General features: G+C 44.0%; 17 protein-coding genes. 8 read left to right on the top strand and 9 right to left on the bottom strand.

Annotated elements, in window-relative coordinates:
• Positions 1 to 21: 21 nt before the first annotated feature.
• The gene (locus A0256_06710) at positions 22 to 582 is read left to right on the top strand and encodes a DNA mismatch repair protein MutT (protein AMR31136.1); all 561 of its coding nucleotides are present in this window, start codon (positions 22 to 24) and stop codon (positions 580 to 582) included.
• A 47-nt stretch (positions 583 to 629) separates the two neighbouring features.
• Positions 630 to 1,361: a glycerol acyltransferase gene (locus A0256_06705; GenBank protein AMR31135.1), complete on the top strand. Its 732-nt coding sequence runs from the start codon at positions 630 to 632 to the stop codon at positions 1,359 to 1,361.
• Positions 1,362 to 1,364: 3 nt separating this feature from the next.
• On the opposite strand, the gene A0256_06700 is transcribed toward A0256_06705, so the two are convergent.
• From A0256_06700 to A0256_06690, 3 genes are all read right to left on the bottom strand, one after another.
• The gene (locus tag A0256_06700; GenBank protein AMR31134.1) at positions 1,365 to 2,213 is read right to left on the bottom strand and encodes a metalloprotease; all 849 of its coding nucleotides are present in this window, start codon (positions 2,211 to 2,213) and stop codon (positions 1,365 to 1,367) included.
• Positions 2,214 to 2,376: 163 nt separating this feature from the next.
• Positions 2,377 to 3,669, bottom strand: a complete 1,293-nt coding sequence (locus A0256_06695; GenBank protein ID AMR31133.1) for a peptidase M28 — start codon at positions 3,667 to 3,669, stop codon at positions 2,377 to 2,379.
• A 1-nt stretch (position 3,670) separates the two neighbouring features.
• Positions 3,671 to 5,533: a peptidase M61 gene (locus tag A0256_06690; protein AMR31132.1), complete on the bottom strand. Its 1,863-nt coding sequence runs from the start codon at positions 5,531 to 5,533 to the stop codon at positions 3,671 to 3,673.
• A gap of 167 nt (positions 5,534 to 5,700) precedes the next feature.
• Between A0256_06690 and A0256_06685 the strand changes: the two genes are divergently transcribed.
• The 3 genes from A0256_06685 (at position 5,701) to A0256_06675 (ending at position 9,047) form a co-directional block, all read left to right on the top strand.
• Positions 5,701 to 6,336 (top strand): MBL fold hydrolase, encoded by a 636-nt coding sequence (locus A0256_06685; GenBank protein ID AMR31131.1) that lies wholly within the window; start codon positions 5,701 to 5,703, stop codon positions 6,334 to 6,336.
• A gap of 2 nt (positions 6,337 to 6,338) precedes the next feature.
• Positions 6,339 to 7,565 carry a hypothetical protein gene (locus A0256_06680; GenBank protein ID AMR31130.1) on the top strand — a complete coding sequence of 409 codons (1,227 nt, stop codon included), beginning with the start codon at positions 6,339 to 6,341 and terminating at the stop codon, positions 7,563 to 7,565.
• Positions 7,566 to 7,634: 69 nt separating this feature from the next.
• Entirely contained in the window at positions 7,635 to 9,047 is a 1,413-nt protein-coding gene (locus A0256_06675) for a hypothetical protein (protein ID AMR31129.1), read from the top strand.
• 164 nt (positions 9,048 to 9,211) lie between these two features.
• Here A0256_06675 and A0256_06670 read toward each other — a convergent pair whose 3' ends face one another.
• Together A0256_06670 and A0256_06665 are read right to left on the bottom strand one after the other, a co-directional pair.
• Positions 9,212 to 10,015 (bottom strand): pseudouridine synthase, encoded by an 804-nt coding sequence (locus A0256_06670; protein ID AMR31128.1) that lies wholly within the window; start codon positions 10,013 to 10,015, stop codon positions 9,212 to 9,214.
• A gap of 210 nt (positions 10,016 to 10,225) precedes the next feature.
• On the bottom strand, positions 10,226 to 10,510 hold the full coding sequence (locus A0256_06665) for a hypothetical protein (protein ID AMR31127.1): 285 nt from the start codon (positions 10,508 to 10,510) through the stop codon (positions 10,226 to 10,228).
• A gap of 51 nt (positions 10,511 to 10,561) precedes the next feature.
• Between A0256_06665 and A0256_06660 the strand changes: the two genes are divergently transcribed.
• Positions 10,562 to 11,419, top strand: coding sequence for a hypothetical protein (locus A0256_06660; protein ID AMR31126.1), 858 nt, complete (start codon positions 10,562 to 10,564; stop codon positions 11,417 to 11,419).
• A gap of 48 nt (positions 11,420 to 11,467) precedes the next feature.
• Here A0256_06660 and A0256_06655 read toward each other — a convergent pair whose 3' ends face one another.
• The 4 genes from A0256_06655 to A0256_06640 form a co-directional block, all read right to left on the bottom strand.
• Positions 11,468 to 11,815, bottom strand: coding sequence for a hypothetical protein (locus A0256_06655; protein AMR31125.1), 348 nt, complete (start codon positions 11,813 to 11,815; stop codon positions 11,468 to 11,470).
• Entirely contained in the window at positions 11,808 to 13,511 is a 1,704-nt protein-coding gene (locus A0256_06650; protein ID AMR31124.1) for a sodium:solute symporter, read from the bottom strand. The genes A0256_06655 and A0256_06650 overlap by 8 nt, the downstream gene beginning before the upstream one ends.
• A 108-nt stretch (positions 13,512 to 13,619) precedes the next feature.
• Entirely contained in the window at positions 13,620 to 13,811 is a 192-nt protein-coding gene (locus tag A0256_06645) for a hypothetical protein (protein ID AMR31123.1), read from the bottom strand.
• Between the two features lie 225 nt (positions 13,812 to 14,036).
• The gene (locus tag A0256_06640; protein AMR31122.1) at positions 14,037 to 16,580 is read right to left on the bottom strand and encodes an LmbE family protein; all 2,544 of its coding nucleotides are present in this window, start codon (positions 16,578 to 16,580) and stop codon (positions 14,037 to 14,039) included.
• 199 nt (positions 16,581 to 16,779) lie between these two features.
• Between A0256_06640 and A0256_06635 the strand changes: the two genes are divergently transcribed.
• Both A0256_06635 and A0256_06630 read left to right on the top strand, forming a co-directional pair.
• The gene (locus A0256_06635; GenBank protein AMR31121.1) at positions 16,780 to 17,409 is read left to right on the top strand and encodes a hypothetical protein; all 630 of its coding nucleotides are present in this window, start codon (positions 16,780 to 16,782) and stop codon (positions 17,407 to 17,409) included.
• Positions 17,410 to 17,479: 70 nt separating this feature from the next.
• A complete protein-coding gene (locus A0256_06630) occupies positions 17,480 to 18,775 on the top strand; it encodes a transporter (protein AMR34453.1) in 1,296 nt (431 codons plus the stop codon).
• Positions 18,776 to 18,783: the final 8 nt, after the last annotated feature.

Raw genomic sequence — 18,783 nt, 5'->3', positions numbered from 1 at the left:
TTAGAAAATTATCTTTATCGCATGGAATATCCTAACGAAAATCCCTGGAAAACACTTTCTGAAAACAACGTTTATGACAACCCATGGATCAACGTTACCGAATACCAGGTAATTAATCCATCTGGCAACCCGGGTATTTATGGAAAAGTGCATTTTAAAAATGTGGCCATTGGCGTAATCCCTTTGGATGGTGAGCTAAATACTTACCTGGTTGGGCAGTACCGCTATGTTATAAACAGGTACTGCTGGGAGATCCCTGAGGGGGGAGGACCAGAAGGAAGTGACCCACTGGAATCAGCCAAACGGGAACTTTTGGAAGAAACCGGCTTAAAAGCATCTGAATGGACGGAGATTTTGACAATGCATCTATCCAATTCGGTAAGCGACGAGTTAAGCATTATTTACCTGGCACGCGGCCTGGAGCAGCATGAAGCTGAGCCGGAGGATACGGAAGAACTATTGGTTAACAAGCTTCCCTTTGAAAAAGTATATGAGATGATCAACTCAGGCGAAATAACAGATTCGATAACTATTGCCGCCGTGCTGAAGGTTAAGCTACTGCTGTTGGAGAACAGATTATAGGTGTAAGATTAATCATTATCTCAAAAAAATATAACTTTGTGCGGTTGATGAAAAAGTTTTTAGGTTACATTCTGTCGCCGTTTGCAATTGTTGCGTTTTTTTTAGCGCTGGTGATCTTTCACCCTATACAATGGATCTGCTACCACTGGTTTGGCTATGCTGCTCATAAACGCAGTGTTGATATCCTTAACTTTTTCCTGGTGGGCACGTTTTATATTCTATTTAACAGGGTAAAATTCACAAATAAGCAAATCCTGCCAATTGGCCGGCCCATGATCTTCATCGCCAACCATCAGAGCACATTTGATATCCCCCCAATGATTTATTTCCTGAGGAAGTATCATGCAAAATTCATCTCCAAGGTAGAGCTCACCCGAGGTATCCCATCTATATCATATAATCTCAAAGTTGGTGGCGGCGCCAATATCGACAGGAAGGATGCGCGGCAATCTATTACCGAGCTTGTGAAGTTTGGTACAAGGATGAAAGACAACAAATGGTCGGCAATGATCTTCCCGGAAGGCACCCGGTCTAAAGATGGCAAAGTAAAGGCATTTCAATCAGCCGGTGTCGCCACGCTGCTAAAAAAATGCCCCGATGCCTTATTGGTACCAGTAGCTATTAAAGACTCCTGGAAAATGATCCGCTACGGATTATATCCGCTCAACACCTTTACACCTATGAGCTGGGAGGTGCTTGAACCTATCGAGCCCGGCAAAACCCCGGTTGATGAGCTGGTAAAACAAATTGAGGAAAAAATCAGGTTGGTAGTGGAATAACCTTTAATTCAAGTCTCCGGCTGCAAAGGTATTACCTTGACTCATATCCCCGGTATCAAACCCTTTTTTAAACCAAAACTTACGTTGGGCACTACTGCCATGTGTAAATGTATCAGGCGTTACATTGCCCTGGTACTCCTGTTGCAGGCGGTCGTCGCCAATTTGATTGGCTGCATTTAGAGCCTCATCTATATCGCCTTCCTCCAATACGTTCTTCGTATTCTTTTCATAGTGCGCCCAAACACCGGCGTAGAAATCTGCCTGAAGTTCTAATTTAACAGATAGCTTATTATATTCTTCCTGGCTTAGCTGTTGCCTGGCCTGGTCCATTTTGGCACTTACGCCCAGCAGATCCTGCACATGATGGCCTACCTCATGCGCAATTACGTAAGCCTGGGCAAAATCGCCGCCGGCACCAAACTTGTTTGTCAATTCGTCGAAAAAAGTAACATCGATGTATACCTTCTGGTCGCCCGGGCAATAAAAAGGTCCGCTTTGCGATGAAGCATCGCCACAGGCTGTGCTCACGCCATCCGTAAAAAAATGCATAACCGTAGGCTCGTAAGTTTTGCCCATATCTTTAAAAAGCTTACCCCAAATATCTTCCGTATCAGCCAGTACCACGCGCGCAAACTTCTTTTGGTTATTATCCGGCCCGGCAGTTTCTGTATTGGCTTGTTGGGTATTGCCTTGCTGCGTTTGGTTCAGCACCTGCGAGGGATCGATCCCGGTGAAAAAGTAGATAGCCGCAGCTATCAAACCTAAAACACCACCACCTACTGCCATACCACGGCCGCCGCCGCCGCTGCCTTCTTCTGTATTACTGCTTTCGCGCCTGCCAAACCATTGCATAATATTCCAATTTAATTTAGCTTAACGATGTTATAGCGACAAATGTTTGTTACTGTAAAAATTTTTTAAAAAGCCGATGATCTTGCCGCAAAAAAAATGGCTGCAAAGCGGGTCGTTTTTAAAGCCGACCAGCTTTGCAACCTTATTTCAAAGAGTAGATGATCTACCTCTCCAACTTCGGAATTCTGGTTGGGGCATCCTTGCCCGCTACTATTGAGCGCGAACTCAGCGCTATGGCGCGTATGGTAGCTACAATATTGTTTACATCCATGCTGCTGAATTCATCTTTAACAGAATGGTATAACTTATCAGTGTCGATCTGATCCGTAGAGATGGTGTGCGCCGGTACACCTAAAGCGGCCAGTGTGGCATTATCGCTCCTGTAGAATAGATTTTGCTGCGGATATGGGTCAGGATAAAATTTAAAGGCTGTCCCCTCCAGGTTACCTTGCAGGATTTTCCCAAAATCTGACCTTTCATAACCGGTTATAAAGGCAGAATTCTCACCGAATTTGGAAGCCTTGCCAATCATCTCGATATTAAACATAGCCGTAACCTTATCAGGTTCCATTTGCTTAGAGAAATACTGTGAGCCATAGCCGCCAATTTCCTCGGCAGTGAAAGCCACAAAGATCAAAGTGCGCTCGTTGTTGTTTAATTTTTTATAATATTTGGCTAATTCGATGACTGCCGTTGTTCCAGATGCATCGTCATCGGCACCGTTGGCAATACTATCTCCGGCAACCGGTTTAATCATCCCCAAATGATCATAATGCCCGGAAAAAACCACATACTCATTCGCTTTTGATTTACCCGGAATCATCCCGGCTACATTGAATAGCGGCAGTTTTTCCTCTTTTGCTTCGCTTATTACTTCAAAGCTTTTTGGCATTGCAGACGATAGCACAAAAACCACCGGCGCGGCATCGCTTACTTTCTCGCCGATTTTGCCCCCACTATTCCTATCGCGAAGGCGCGAAAACATATCTGCAAAAGAAGTATCAATCAGTACTAAGGATTTTTTACCGCTGCGCACGATTGAGCGGTATTCAGTACTTAAATTTTTACCTGACCCAATATTTACCACCTGCACACCTTCGTCGCCTTTCCAGTTGAAAGATGCACCCGCCGAAACCGAAACCTTGTTTGCAGGTACCTCTACGCCATCAAAAGTTACTTTACTATTTACAGGTGTTACGCGGGTAAGACTGAAACTTTGCCTGAACCCGGTATTCCCGGTAAGCGGCTGAATGCCTGCTTTTTTAAATTCACCCTCAATGAAAGTAGCGGCTCTATCAATACCGGGGGTAAACGTACCACGGCCCTGCATCTCATCTGCACTAAGAGTTTTGATGATGCGCTCTACGTCATCCTGTTTAATTAATTTATTTACGTCCTGTCCAAAGCTGTAACCCGATACTGCTAAAAGGACGAATGCTGCGATATATTTTTTCATTTTATTTTACTTTTGATGATAACCAGTTTGTGCGGAAAGTAAGTTGTTCTGCCGTTGGTGTTTTGCCAGCTTTCTCTAAAGTCAATACTTCATAGGCCGGGCTTTCTTCGGTGGTAATAGTGGCAGTATGTTCACCCGCGCGATTTTTGTAAGTAATGCTAATTTTATCGCCCGGTTTTTTGCTATTCACAACCTCCATAAAAGTGGCTTCGTCTTTTGTCTCCTTGCCGTCGGCCTGTATGATTACATCGCCCGCATCAATTCCTGCTTTGTAAATTGGTGTACCCGCTATTGAATTAGCGCTGATCGCCAGCCCTTCAGTTGTGGTACGTGCCTGGCCCGACCGCCCGCGCCCTCCAAATGAGTTAACTGAACCTACCCAGGCTTTACCCGGTGCCGACCTGCGCAATACCATCCCCGCTTTGGCCAGCAAAGCCTCGTAATTATTTTTTTCTGTTCCGTTAATGTAACGTTTAAAAAAGTCTGCAGCAAATTTTGGATTATTAGTTACAGCGGCAAGGTCACTCTGCAGGTCAGCAATAGTGTAGGGTTTCATAACCTTCCCCCGGCTTAGCCACACTTTGCGCATGTAGTCATCCAATGTTAAATTGAATTCGCTGCGCAGGCGCAGATCAAGCGCCAAAGCTGTTGCACCGCCGTAAGTATAATAGCTGGTAAACATATTAGGCTGATTATTTGGATCGATTGATACACCTGCATCCGCAAATACCGCGTAGCGGCTTGCCTCAGCAGGGGAATATTTAGCGGCCCCGGGAGTGTTGACGGCCTGGTTAACTAAGCCGGCAATAGTGCGGGTGTATTCGTCAACGCTATTTATCCCGGCCCGGGCCAGCAGCATTTCACCATAGTATTGGGTAAAGCCTTCTGCAAACCAAAGCTCACTGCTCATATTGGCGTGCGTAAAGTTAAACGGTTCCAATGATTTGGGGCGGATGCGTTTTACATTCCAGCTGTGGAAATACTCATGCGAAAATGTGCCGATCAGTCTGGTCTCAAAACCTGCAATTTTTGGCGCCGGCTGTACGATAACTGTAGAGTTACGGTGCTCCATTCCGTCGCCGGATGTGTTAGGATGAACATCCTGCAAAAATGTGTATTCGCCATAATCATAGGTTGGCAATTCGCCGAAAACCGCTTTTTCTTCCAACACTACCTTCTGCACCATTTTCGCAAAGTTATCCACAACTGCCTGGTCATCATCAGCGTGTACCGTTAAGTTGATCTTCTCATCTTTGCCGTTATTATTAACCGTCCAGCTGTTTGTTTTGTAAGCCGATAGCTCTGCAGGGCTATCCATCAGATATTGCAGATTGGGGGCGCTGTAAACATTATCACCTTCGCTTTTCAACTGGGTGGCCACTTTCCAACCGTATTTGTTGGCATCATTAAATTGCACCCTAATCGGCCGCTCGTCCTGTCCCTCTGCCCACATAATAGTGGCGGGCATATTCAGGTGGGCATGGCTCGCATCTATACTGGCGTAGGTACCATCGGTCCAGTTCCCAAATAGGGTATAGCTGATTTTTACCGTTTCTGTAGTCTGCTGTATTTCATATACCTCACCCTCCAGTTGTTTTATAATTAACGGCCTATCATCTGCTCCTACAGCTTTCAAATTGTAAATATTTTTCCCAAATTCTGCGGTAGCGTATCGCCCCGGAGATGAGCGGCTCATGTGAACCCTAAGCGTGCTCCCCGTTAATTGTGGTAGCGTAAGCACAATCTCCGCTTCATGGTGTACTGCATTAGGAAACGAAATGGTATAATAAACCGGCCTTTGTTTTTGCGCAAATGCCGACGCTGCTATTAAAGAGACTACTGCAAGCGTAAATATTTTTTTCATTGATGCGTATTTTATGGCGATGAAATTAACATTTAATAACTAAATGTTTTCTATCAATTTCATTACGCACTAAAGCAAACTGCGTACTGCGGCCCCTTCAATCGTTGCTGTAGAAATCAGCACCTAGAATACTTTCGCCTTTAACCTTAATAAAGTAGCTTTGCAACATGGCGACCGTTCAAGCATTTGAAAATAATCCTTACCAGGAAAACACATACATCTTATACGACGATACCCGCGAATGTGTAATTATCGACCCGGGAATGTACACTTCGGCCGAGCAAAACACGGTAGTCAATTTCATAAAAGATAACCAGTTAAAGCCCGTATTGCTATTGAATACCCACTGCCATGTAGACCATGTTTTGGGTAACCGTTTTGTTTTTGATCAGTACGGCCTAAAGCCTAAATTCCATAAAGGAGAATCGGATGTATTAGAGGCCGTAATTGCTTATGCACCGGCTATGGGTTTCAGGTACGATGCTTCTCCGTTGCCTGATGAGTACCTGCCCGAAACTGGTAGTGTTAAATTTGGCAATACCGAATTGGAACTGATTTTTGCGCCAGGACATTCACCAGCGCATTTGTGTTATTATGACCGTGCGGCGAATATCCTTATCGGTGGTGATGTACTTTTCCGTAACAGCATCGGCCGGACCGATCTGCCCGGCGGCAATTATTCGCAACTTGTTAAAAGCATTGAAGAAAACCTTTTCACACTTGATCCGGATTGCACGGTTTATCCCGGTCACGGACCCGCGACCACCATTGGGTACGAGAAACAATTTAACCCATATCTATAATTTTGAACACCTCTATCTACATAGCCAAACGATACCTGTTTAGTAAAAAGCAGACTCATGCCATTAACATCATCTCCAGCATCTCTATGCTTGGGGTTTTGGTGGGTAGTGCGGCGCTTATTATTATCCTATCGGTATTCAACGGCTTTGAAAAGGTAATTCTTTCGCTGTATAGCGACTTTACACCCGAGATCAAAATAGAGCCCCGGCTCGGCAAAACTTTCGATCCAAATACAGCATATTTAACGGCACTGAGCAAAGATGGACGGATCTTTTCTTATACCCGCGTTTTGCAGGAAAAGGTACTTATCAAATATGGCGACAAGCCTTTTATTGGCACGATTAAAGGGGTGAGCGATGATTTTTTGAAGAACAAGGACCTTGACAGTACGATTCATGGTGGCTCCTTTACTTTAAAGGATGGTCGTTATAATCTAGCTGTTATCGGCACCACTATCCAGGCGAGCCTGGGGGTTAGCATAGTAGACCAGTTTACGCCACTGCAGATCTATTCGCCAAGGCGTACTGCAGGTAATTCAAATAACCCTATGAACGATTTCGTATTTCGGCCGATTACACCGGTTGGAGTGTTTTCTATCCAACAGGATTTCGACGATATGGTGATCACCCCCATAGAGTTCACCCGCGACTTACTCGATCAACCTAAAAATGTATCATCTGTCGAGATAAACTTTAAGCCAGGCACCAACCTGAAAGACGTGCAGGAAGAGATAACAGAAAAGGCAGGCAATAACTATATCATCAAAAACCGTAAGGAACAAAACACCGAATTGTATAAAACCATAAATTACGAGCGCTGGTCGATATTCATGATTCTCGTTTTTGTACTCATCATCGCTATCTTCAATATCATCGGCTCGCTTACCATGCTGGTGATGGATAAACGGAAAGACATCGCTATACTTACCAGCCTTGGTGCTGCAAAGCGCCTTATTCAGGGTATCTTCTTTTGCGAGGGGATGATGATCTCCCTTATTGGCTGTATAATAGGCATCATTATCGGCACCATTGTATGCTTTGTTCAGCTGGAATTTAAGCTGGTGAAGATGGGCGCAAAAATGTCGGTTCTGGATGCATACCCGGTAGATTTTAAACCAAGCGATTTCCTGCTGGTGTTTGCTACCGTTACATTCATCGCTATTATTGCATCGGCCATTAGTGCGCGGTTAAGCATCAAAGGGCTGGATGATATTAAACAGGACCTTTAACCACAATCTTCCAAATTAATTTAGCTCATTACATTGCTAACATTTTTAGTTTTAATATCTTAGCAGCAAATGACTGCCGAGATCACATTAAACGTTGAACAAAATGCTGCTTTCAAAGCAATTGAAAAATTTTTGGAGCACCCCTCAGCCAATGTTTTTGTATTGAAGGGTTACGCAGGCACAGGTAAAACCTTCCTGATGCAGCGCCTGGCTAAAACCCTTACAGAAAACGAACAGGAATTTTGTTTGCTGGCATCTACCGGTCGGGCAGCCACCGTTTTGAGGGGAAAAACAGGTTTCGATACCAAAACAGTTCATGGCGAACTTTATAATTTCAGTAAAGTGGACGGCCTGGACACAATTATTCAGCGCGATATAGATAAGGTGGCGGCAGGACAAATGAGCCTGGAATTTTTGGTGCGTGCTACCGATGAGGATAAACGGGTGTATATAGTAGATGAATCGTCCATGCTCTCCTGTGAGGCATCCAAAGATACTTCATTTACCAATTTCGGATCCGGTAATTTGCTGAACGACTTTTTCCTGGTAGCCGGCAATAACAAGATTATTTTTGTAGGCGACCCCTGCCAGCTGCCGCCTGTCGGGCAAAATATCAGCCCGGCACTGGATATGGATTGGCTGGCTAAACAGAACAGGGTGGCTGTGTCATTCTCGCTCAACAAGATAGAACGCGTGACTGCGGGTAATGATATCCTGCGCCTGGCCACTGCCATTAGAGAGTTGAGCCAGCAAACGGAATGGGAACGGTTCCCGCGAATCCCGGCAACCGGATTAAACAATGTAAAGCTATTGCCCGCTTATAACGTGCTGTTCGCCGAATACGTAAAATTATACAAAGCCACCGGCGCTAACGAAACCCTCGCAATAGCACGCAGTAACAAGGCGGTACAACAAATAAACCAGGATATGCGCAGGGAATTATTTGGTGACGAATACATGCCGCTACAAATAGGTGAGGTGCTGCTGGTAACGCAAAACAATTATACTGTACCCCTTTCCAACGGCGATTTTGTAGAGATCCGCGAGCTGGGTGCCATTGCGATAAAGGCAGGGATGAAGTTTCAAAAAGTAAAAGTGAGGCCGGTATCCTCGGAGATAGAGTTTACACTGATGCTTTCCCTGGATGCCGTAAACCACATCAAAGGCAATCTTACTGAAGACCAGACCAGGGAGCTGATGATCGACTTTAGTATGCGGATGGATGATAAAAAGATGAAGCCAAATTCGCCCGCCTATTTAAAGGCCATGCGCGACGACGAGTACCTTGGATGCCTAAAAGCAACTTATGGCTACGCGGTTACTTGCCACAAAGCACAGGGGGGCGAATGGAACAATGTATTTCTGTTCCTGGAGAAGAGCATGTACGGTATGGACCGGCTGGAACTTTGCAAATGGTGGTACACGTCTATTACCCGTGCAAGGCAAACATTGTATTTGGAACAGGCCTGGTGGGTTAGCTAGTCTACTTCACCCCCATTGTTTTGCAGAGAAGGTTAAATTGCGCAGCGTATCAGGTGCGAGCGCACTCATTTTAAGGTAAAACCAATGTTGCTGATTTTTCGCCCTTATTGTACAGCAGCGAAAGTCGGGGGGTGTCAAAGTTCCCGGTGAAGTCCAAGCTGCTATTATCCAACCGCCTTTTGAACTATCCCAACCATTTGCCCGTGAAAATCACTTTGCACCGGGATATCAAGATAAGGGTACTTTATTTTACTAAGATACAGGCCCTGCGGATAGGCCGGCTTGATTACTTGCGGCAACATGGGGTCTTTTAAATGCGACTCAAATTCATCAACCGTTAATTTCCCGGTGCCTATATCGATGAGCTTACCGGTAATAACCCGCACCATCCGTCCCAAAAAACGATTGGCGGAAATATGAAAACGCAACCTTTTCCCAGAAAGATCTGTAAAAAGCTGCGCTTCACTTATCCTGCAAATGGTGTGTTCATTTCGGTCCGGCATTTTGCAGAAAGCGCGGTAATCCTCGTATTGCAATAAAAGGTCAGCGGCCCGCTGCATCGGCTCCAAATCCCAGTTTTTTATTTCGTAATAAGAACTGAAGCCATTTAGGAATGGATCTTTATAGGTATGGATAAAATAATCATACGAGCGTTCTACCGCATCAAAGCGAGCGTGAGCGCCTGCATCAATGGGTATAATATCGAAAACCGAAATATCATCAGGCAACACGTTGTTCAGCCTGAACACCAGGTCGAAATCCCAGGCCTTTTCTATATTAACATGAAAAAAAAACTGGCATGCATGCACACCGGCATCAGTACGGCCGCAACCTGTTATAAACATTGGGGTTTTAAAAATCTGGCTTAAGGCTATTTCTAAAACCTGCTGTACGCCGATGCCGTCAGGATGTTTTTGCCAACCTTTATAGTTAGATCCAAGGTAGCCGATATGGAAATAATAACGCAATTTCCTCAAATTATTTGCAGTAAAAATAGCTAATAATAAACGTCAACATCTAATTGTCGCTGTCCAATCCCGTATCGTTGGCAATCCTGGTAACGAAGAAATAGCAAAACCTAATTAAATTGGCATAACTGCCTGAGATACAATTGTTGACAGTACACCCCTATTTGTGTAATTGGTTACAACCATTAAATATTTATAAATGGTGAGATATTACCAGGGTATGATACATAGTATACACTCTTGTATAATTTTCCTGACATGCGTATTGGCCCTTAACTCCCTGCTAACGCTTTTATTAACGGTGTAAAATGGGGTCAAATGAATTAGAGGTACAGTGAATAGCAACATCATAGGTTTGGCATAGTATTTGTTCTGGTATAAACGGACCAGCAATTCTTGCTGGTTAATTGTGATAAGGTTTAGGTTGAAAGTCTCCCGACGCAAGGTTGGGAGGCTTTTATTTTTTAATGCAAATCGGTCTCTTAGGTATTTCATTAAAAATTCATACAACTATCATTACCTTAGTAGTAAATTTTTACTACGCTCATGAAGAAAACTCCGATCTATATCTTTAGCCTGCTGATGGCGTGTTGTATAACTATTAAAACTTTTGCACAACAGGAACCACGCATTCCCGAAGCCAGCTCGACTCAAACGATCATCCAGGATTTCGGACTCGGAAAGATCACGATAACCTACTCAAGACCAAATGTTAAGGGCCGTAAAATATTTGGTGGCATCAACCCATATGGCGAAGTATGGCGCACTGGCGCAAACTCCGCTACCGTTATTACTTTCAGCGAAAACATTGTTATGGAAGGCCACAAAGTTCCGGCAGGCACTTATGGGCTATTCAGCATACCCGGCGAAAAAGAGTGGACCATTATCCTTAATAAGACCTTCAAGCAATGGGGTGCTTATACTTACAAACAGGCCGATGACATCCTGCGTTTTACTGTGAAGCCAATTACAGTAGATGAAAAAAGAGAGACTTTTACTATTCAGTTCACGAATTGCACTACCAAATCAAACGATTTGAATCTGGTTTGGGACCATACCAAGGTCACTATACATATGCAGACCGATGATGATGCACAAATAACCGCCAACATTGAGAAATTAATGCTCGGCGACAAAACTAAACGCCCTTATTTTAATGCTATCCAGTATTACTATGAAAACGACAAAGATTTAAACAAGGCGATGACCTGGGCCCTGGAAGCTGAAAAGCAGGAACCAGGTGCACCCTGGTATAAATTGTGGAAAGCACGCATCCAATTCAAAATGGGTGATAAAGCCAAAGCGATTGCTACCGCGAAGGAAGGCATTAAGCTGGCCAAAGCCGCCAAAGACGAGGAATACGTACGTTTGAATGAAGCTGTAATTACCCAGGCAAAAAACTAGTTTTCAACCAAATATATTTTGGAAGAGACGCGAAAATCGCGTCTCTTTTTATTTATGCCTACGGTGGTTCAAAACTGCAGGGTGAGGGGCCTTCCTCGCGCTGAGTTTGACATTGGAAAGTATCATATTGCGCAGGCGAAGGAATGATTTTTCAATGATACGTAACGAGATCGTACCGGTGGTAGTTTCCTCAGCAAAAAGGTGGGAAGAGATCAGGTAACCGCTTAAAACAAAAAAGAGGTCTACGCCGGTCCAGCCGAATTTAGCTATGTCATGTACCCATTGCGGTGCGCCAAAAAACTGGTAATGAAAAAGCAGCACAAACATTATAGCGAATGCCCGCAGGTGGTCAAGTCCGTAAAGTTTAGTGTCCAAAACCCGGATATTATCAGCCATTAGTAGAAACAGAAGATTTAGGATTTATCAGGGCGTTTAAAATCGCTGCAATGATCATCACTCCAAGACAGCCTACAACGTTGAGCCACAGGTAGGCTACTACATTAAAATACCCCATAACGCAAATAATAATCTCGGTAATAACCGCAGCTATAAATACCGGCGTACCCTTTATCCACTTTAAATAAAAGGCAACAACAAAAACGCCCAGCACCGTTCCGTAAATATAAGATCCCAGCTGATTTACTGCCTCCAGCAAATTTCCTATTTTACTTGCATACAGTGCCATTATGATACAAACCAGGCCCCAAAAGATAGTGGCCACCCGCGATGCAATTACATAGTTTTTATCAGTTGCATTGGGATTAATAATTCGCTTATACAGATCAACCACGCTGGTTGATGCCAGTGAGTTCAAGCCGCTGGCCGTTGATCCCATGGAGGCCAAAAAGATAATTGCTATTAGTAGCCCGATTAAGCCTTTTGGTAAATACTGCGTAACAAACGTGAGAAATATGTAGTTGGTATCGTCAACATTAGCATTGGCGTTGTTCTTTTTTATCACGGCTATGGCGTCCTGCCTTATAATACCCGCCTGCACATTGGCTACTTTTAAAGCATCCTGCGCACGGGATATCTTACCTTTATCGTCGGTGTCAAAGGCACTGATTAGTGCGGCTGCCTTTTCTTTCTTTTGCTTGAAGGCCTGCGCATATTCCTGTTCCAGGTAGTTGTATTGAGTTGCATACGGACTACTTTTTACCTGCTCCACCTCGTAATTGTTAAAAAACACAGGAGGCCGGGTAAATTGATAAAAGCTAAAAACTAATACGCCAACCAGCAGGATCAGAAACTGCATCGGAATTTTCAGTAAACCATTCATGATCAGCCCCAACCGGCTTTGCTCAACAGAGCTGCCGGTGAGGTACCGGCCTACCTGGCTCTGATCGGTACCGAAATACGCCAGTTGCAAAAAAAAGCCCCCAATGATTCCGCTCCAGATATTATAACGATTATTGGGGTCAAATTTCCAGTCAATCACATTCATACGGCCAAGGTTGCCCGCCAGTTTTATGGATTTGATAAAACCTACGTCCTTTGGCATCAATATCACTACAAACACTCCGGCCAAAAACATCCCCGAAAAGATGATAGTCATTTGCAGCAACTGGGTGTAAGATACTGCCTTAGACCCGCCATAAACGGTATAAAACAGCACTAAGCCGCCAATAAATAAGGTGGTATAAGTAATATTAATATGTAAAATACCCGAGAGGATAATGGACGGCGCATAAATTGTTATCCCGGTAGACAGCCCTCGCTGGGTTAAAAATAACAGAGAAGTGAGCGTGCGGGTTTTGAGATCAAAGCGCTGTTCCAGGAATTCGTAAGCCGTGTATACTTTAAGCTTATGAAATATGGGGACAAAAGTAATGCACAACACAATCATGGCCAGTGGCAGCCCAAAGTAGAACTGCACAAAGCGCATTCCATCACTGTAAGCCTGGCCAGGTGCTGAAAGAAAAGTAATTGCGCTGGCCTGCGTAGCCATTACCGAAAGGCCCACGTGGTACCATGGCAATGAGCGGCTGCCAAGGTACTGGTCGATATTTTTATTGCTGCCGCTTTTAAAAACGCCGTAGGCAACTATGGCCAGCAGTGTGCAGCCTAATACTATCCAGTCGGTTAAGCTCATTCAAAATAATGGGTAATGAGCCAAAAAAAGAAGATTAAAAAAACCAGCCATACAACCACAAGGCCGTAAAACTGGTTCCAGTTTTTTATAAATGAAGGGAGGCTGCTATCAGGCGTTTTCACGGCCTTTAACCAAAAACTTAATGAACACTATCGCGGTCAATAAGCCGAAAACACCGCCAACAGGTATCCAGATAAATCCTCTTTCGACGATTGCGCCAACAAACATGCCGCTCAATGCTGCAATAAGGTAAAATATGTAGTCCAGATTTGTTTCTTCTTCGTGGTGATGTTGAGACATAGTAATTGTTATTAAAGTAATAGTCGCAAATTTATATTAATAAACCATTGCTGCCTAATTTTAGTGTTTTGTTATTAAAATATTTGTTTAACCGCCGGATACAAAAAGGCATTTAAGCATTTTAAATGTAAAGCTGCAATCTTTTGGTCAGTTGCCGAAACTCGTCGGCAACTTAATGTTGGCTACCCTGCAGGATCTGCAAAATACCGCACCTTCAGAATTAATTTATTTCTTTGGCTTGCTTAATAAATTCACAAACAGGCGGTAAGCACCCGGGATACCTGCAGGTAATTCCCTAAAAAATACCAGCGACGTGTAAACAAACCTGCCCGACCCATAATTTGCCACGATTAAGGATCCATTGCTTTGCGTTTCGCCGGGATCCCCCATTTGCAGCGGCGCTCTGTATGCTCCGTCTATATTGCTTACCATATAAACACTCCGCTCCTGGATCCAGCCCTTAAAATCATCCGGCGTTATTTTGTTAGGATAGTTTAATACCGGGCTGCTTTCATCCAAAATAATAACAGGCGAGTCTTCTGTGGTAACGCGCTGATTAACTACCGTAAACGGGTACGGACCAATCTCTTTGGTAACTAATCCGTTGTTGTTATTGTACTGCACTACCAGGTTGCCGCCATTTTTTACATACTCCAGTAATTTAGGCTGCTCATAGTTAAGGCGGGGATTAACATTATAAGCACGTACACCTGTAATGATGGCATCATAGCCGCTCAGGTCGCTATTAAGTACCTCGTTCTCCGTAAGCGTGTGTACATCATAGCCAACTTCGCGCAAGGCATCGGGTACCAAATCACCTGCGCCGGCAATATAGCCTATTTTTTTGCCCGCTGTCTTGAGGTCGATATTTACCAGTTTTGCTTGCGCCGGCGGAAAGATGGTTATAGCCGGTACGTGGTTGTATTTGATGTTAAGCAAGCCCTGGGAAAAAGATTTACCATTTGCAGTCGCGATGACTTCCAGGGTGCTGGTATTGGGCTTACTGTCAGTAGGGGAAACGCTGAACGCAACCGTCCATTCATCGCCTTTTTTCTTCCCGGTAAAATCAATTTTTTCGGGGCTTAGCTTCCACCCTGCAACCGGCTTGATGCTGACACTGCCGTTAGCATTAGTGAAAGCTTTTAATTTTACCTGTACGGTTTGTGGCTGTGTTTTGTTAAAAGCGTAAACCAGTTCAGCAACATTAGCAGTAACAGGCGGCGTAATTTCCAATGGCTGGTAGATCTCGCCACGGGCGGGATCTACGTATTTAAAGACAATGTTGCGCTGGTAACTAATCTTTTTACCGTTGATTGTAAATGTGTAAGTCACCTTAGGTACATCGGTATTTTCTGGAGGCCCAGCGAGTGTGTCGTTGGCAAGATGATAGGAGCCTATACTATGTGCTGTTTCAAGCCAATAGGGTTGTGATATTTTTTTTAGCGGTGCGGAAATATCATTTTCTGTTAAAGTGATATTGGTAACTGTTCCGGAAGGCAAACGATAATTATCTAACCCGTTCAAAGCTTTGCTTATGCCCTGCCCGGCGTTTACGGTAACGGCAGTAATATCAGCGTTGTTGCGGTTAATGAGCTGATTATTGATCGCTATATTATCACCTACAGCATAGCTGGGTTCAGCCGCGTAACTTTCAAACCACAACCCCGCGCAGGCGGCTATCAGATCTTTTAATTCTTTGGCTTTCAACTGGTGCCAGTAAGTATAGTCATCAACTGCGCCTGGTTTTAACCTTACCGTTTGCATCGCCTTATCATTAACAAAATCCATGTCAACCTTATCCAGCAATTTTACTAATGCGGGCACCGACGCTTCAGGAGCATCGTCGTTGAAATTTTTGCGCATAACTGCTATCGCCTCGCCAATAGGTCCACCACCCGGTATACGGCTCCAGTTAGTAACTACACCATCCATAAGGTCGGCTTTAGGGGCATCACCTAAAATGGTTTTAAAATATTCAAAAGCATCGCCACGTTGTTTGGCCGAGCCAAAACCCTGCGTTTTATGATTGCTCCGGCTTTCAGCAGCAATTTCACCGTAGCTTTTACCCAATATAGGGTTGTAGTTACCTACGTTTATTTTAAACTGATCCTCGGACGTAGTATTAGTATTGCCGAAGTTAAACGTGTTCCAAAGCAAGCGTTTGGCCTGCCAGGTAGAAACACCGTGTTTCAACTGCTCGGGGTAGCGTTTTTCATCGGCCGCAGCGCTGAACGCTTCTTGAGCTAAGATGGCTGATGCAGTGTGATTACCATGACCACCTTCGCCGGTAGTAGGGAAACGGCAGATCATTACATCCGGCCTAAACTTCCGGATCACCCAAACCATATCGCCCAGTACTTTATCCTTATCCCAAAATTTTAAAGTCTCCTCCGGGTTTTTAGAAAAACCAAAATCAGTAGCGCGGCTAAAAAACTGCTCAGCTCCATCCACCCTGCGCGCAGCCAATAATTCCTGTGTGCGAATGAGTCCCAGTAATTCGCCCTGTTCTGTCCCAATCAGGTTTTGGCCTCCATCACCACGGGTTAAGCTTAGGTATCCTGTACGATAATGCTTTTCCTGTGCCAGGTAGGCCAACAACCGGGTGTTTTCATCATCGGGATGCGCAGCGATGTACAATACGCTACTCAAAACGTTTAGTTTATTTAAATTTTGCTGTATAGCAGCGATATCCGCCGGTGGGGAAGTTTGCGCCCTAAGGCTTTTAACCGTTAAAAATAAGGCGAGGGTAAAGAGCAAAGTACGCTTCATAGCAGCAAATATATTATAAACAGCTGTTTGCAATAGTCTGTATCAACAATATTATATCATGCGAAACTAATTTTTAACGCTCTTGTTAAACGTTTGATCGGTTATTTGTAATTGTGGATCAACGTCTTACAAATATTTGACAAAAGTTATTTTAACTAATCAATCGTTTGATTAATTTTGCGCCGTGATAACGACAGTAATGGAAAAAGATAAAACAGATAAAAAAGATCATATCCTGGATGTTGCTGAAAAGATCTTTGCGGAATTTGGTTATGATGGTGCCTCCACCCGAGCTATATCCGGCGAAGCAGGTGTAAATATGGCTATGCTTAATTACTACTTCGGTTCTAAAGAGGGTGTGTTCCTGGCCATATTTGAGCGCCGCATTTCTACCTTTCAAAAAGTATTAGCAGAAATTGGAAATGACAACAGCATCTCCGCCTGGACCAAGTTGGATAAATACCTGGAGAGCTATGTAGAGAAAGTGGTAAATAATAATTGCTTTCATATTATGCTAAACCGCGAGATCTCTAAAACGAAAAAAACAGACCTGACCGACCAGATAACGGCTATCATAATGAAGAACGTAACCGTTTTTCAAGATATTATAGCTGATGGCATAAAAAGCGGAGAGTTCAGTAAGAACACTGATCAGCAAATGCTGGTTGCCACAGTATTTGGCACAAAAAACTATATCATCAATACCCCGCACATTTCATCAGTAGTTTTAGGTTACGATGTGATGAGCGATCAAGCCCAGGAAGAGTTGCTTAAGCCACGCCTCAAAACGTATTTAAAGACCCTTTTGAAAGCTTATTTAAAGAATTAAAATGACAACCATAAATAAAAGTCCCTTGAACCCTCATCTACTCAACAAAGCTGTTAAGGCTGCGGGCAGTATGGCTATCTTGATTATAGCTCTGCTGGTAACCAACCCCGCCGCCGCGCAAGACAGAACAATCACGCTTGACGAAGCTGTTAAGCTTGGATTGGAAAACAGTAAAATGCTCAAAGCATCTCAATCCAGAATAGACCAGGCCGTATCACAGTACGAGCAAGCCAAAGACCGTGCATTGCCTACTGGTAAAGCCAGCTTCGGTTATAACCGCGCTCAGATTCCGGCCAACCATTTAAAATTTGGTGAGGAAGATCTGAGACTTCCCGGGAGTGCCAATGCTTATCTGGGTACTTTATCATTAAACCAGATCATCTGGGCGGGTAACAAACTACGCTATGCCCGCGAAAGCACAAACCTGCTTACACAAGTGGCACGGCTGGATGCAGTGAATAATCGTGATGAGATAGCGATCAACGTAATTAATTCCTATTACAACCTGTATAAAGTTTTGCAGAGCCAAAAAGTTGTTCAGCAGAATTTGGCCACCATCGATGCCCAGATCAAACAATCACAGCGCTTTTTCGATCAAGGCTTGGTAACTAAAAATGATGTACTTCGTTTCCAGTTGCAGCGCTCCAATATCCAGTTAAACGGTATCGACCTCGAAAATAACCGCAGGATCATCAATTACAACATGAATATCCTGCTGGGCTTGCCCGAATCTACACAGTTAAACATCGCCCAGATTACCGAAGCGGAAAGAACACCGGCACCATTCACAGCCTATATTGATTCTGCAATGGCACACCGCCCGGAGCTGAAACAATTTGACTTGCGCACTCAGGTAGCCGAAACCAATATTAAAAGCATAAAGGCAAATACATCTCCTACGCTTTCTGCATCCGGCAGCGCCTACTATGTTGGCATCTCTGGTAACCCGATACCCAAAAGCGGCAACTTCATAACCCCTATCTCTGTCGGCTTAACCCTTGGCTGGGATTTTGGCACGCTTTGGACCAATAAAAACAAGGTTAACGAGGCACGTTTACAGCGCGAAGAAGTAGTCATCAATAAAGGGATTACGATAGACAATGTGAAGAACGAGGTAAATCAAAGCTATCAGAACTATCAAATGGCGGTGGATAAAATTAACCTGTTACAAACATCTATTAATCAGGCAACAGAAAACAACCGCATTTTGGAATCGAAATACAAAAGCAATATTTCTTCTGCTACAGACCGTGCCGATGCACAAACCTTGCTTTACCAGGCCGAAATTAATCTGGAACTGGCAAAAGCCGATGCTGGCCTGGCTTACTACAACTTATTAAAATCAACCGGAACACTTAACAAATAATACAAAAA

This window comes from Mucilaginibacter sp. PAMC 26640 (genome assembly GCA_001596135.1).
GTDB lineage: Bacteria > Bacteroidota > Bacteroidia > Sphingobacteriales > Sphingobacteriaceae > Mucilaginibacter.
The sequence above is the reverse complement of the archived record's forward strand: the minus strand, read 5'-3'. Positions and strand labels throughout refer to the sequence as shown.

Coding starts and splice junctions, on each gene's coding strand:
- A0256_06660 (AMR31126.1), top strand. CDS start 10,562: ATGAAGAAAACTCCGATCTATATCTTTAGCCTGCTGATGGCGTGTTGT.
- A0256_06665 (AMR31127.1), bottom strand. CDS start 10,510: ATGAAATACCTAAGAGACCGATTTGCATTAAAAAATAAAAGCCTCCCA.
- A0256_06710 (AMR31136.1), top strand. CDS start 22: ATGGAATATCCTAACGAAAATCCCTGGAAAACACTTTCTGAAAACAAC.
- A0256_06675 (AMR31129.1), top strand. CDS start 7,635: ATGACTGCCGAGATCACATTAAACGTTGAACAAAATGCTGCTTTCAAA.
- A0256_06700 (AMR31134.1), bottom strand. CDS start 2,213: ATGCAATGGTTTGGCAGGCGCGAAAGCAGTAATACAGAAGAAGGCAGC.
- A0256_06635 (AMR31121.1), top strand. CDS start 16,780: ATGGAAAAAGATAAAACAGATAAAAAAGATCATATCCTGGATGTTGCT.
- A0256_06685 (AMR31131.1), top strand. CDS start 5,701: ATGGCGACCGTTCAAGCATTTGAAAATAATCCTTACCAGGAAAACACA.
- A0256_06645 (AMR31123.1), bottom strand. CDS start 13,811: ATGTCTCAACATCACCACGAAGAAGAAACAAATCTGGACTACATATTT.
- A0256_06650 (AMR31124.1), bottom strand. CDS start 13,511: ATGAGCTTAACCGACTGGATAGTATTAGGCTGCACACTGCTGGCCATA.
- A0256_06655 (AMR31125.1), bottom strand. CDS start 11,815: ATGGCTGATAATATCCGGGTTTTGGACACTAAACTTTACGGACTTGAC.
- A0256_06640 (AMR31122.1), bottom strand. CDS start 16,580: ATGAAGCGTACTTTGCTCTTTACCCTCGCCTTATTTTTAACGGTTAAA.
- A0256_06705 (AMR31135.1), top strand. CDS start 630: ATGAAAAAGTTTTTAGGTTACATTCTGTCGCCGTTTGCAATTGTTGCG.
- A0256_06695 (AMR31133.1), bottom strand. CDS start 3,669: ATGAAAAAATATATCGCAGCATTCGTCCTTTTAGCAGTATCGGGTTAC.
- A0256_06630 (AMR34453.1), top strand. CDS start 17,480: ATGGCTATCTTGATTATAGCTCTGCTGGTAACCAACCCCGCCGCCGCG.
- A0256_06690 (AMR31132.1), bottom strand. CDS start 5,533: ATGAAAAAAATATTTACGCTTGCAGTAGTCTCTTTAATAGCAGCGTCG.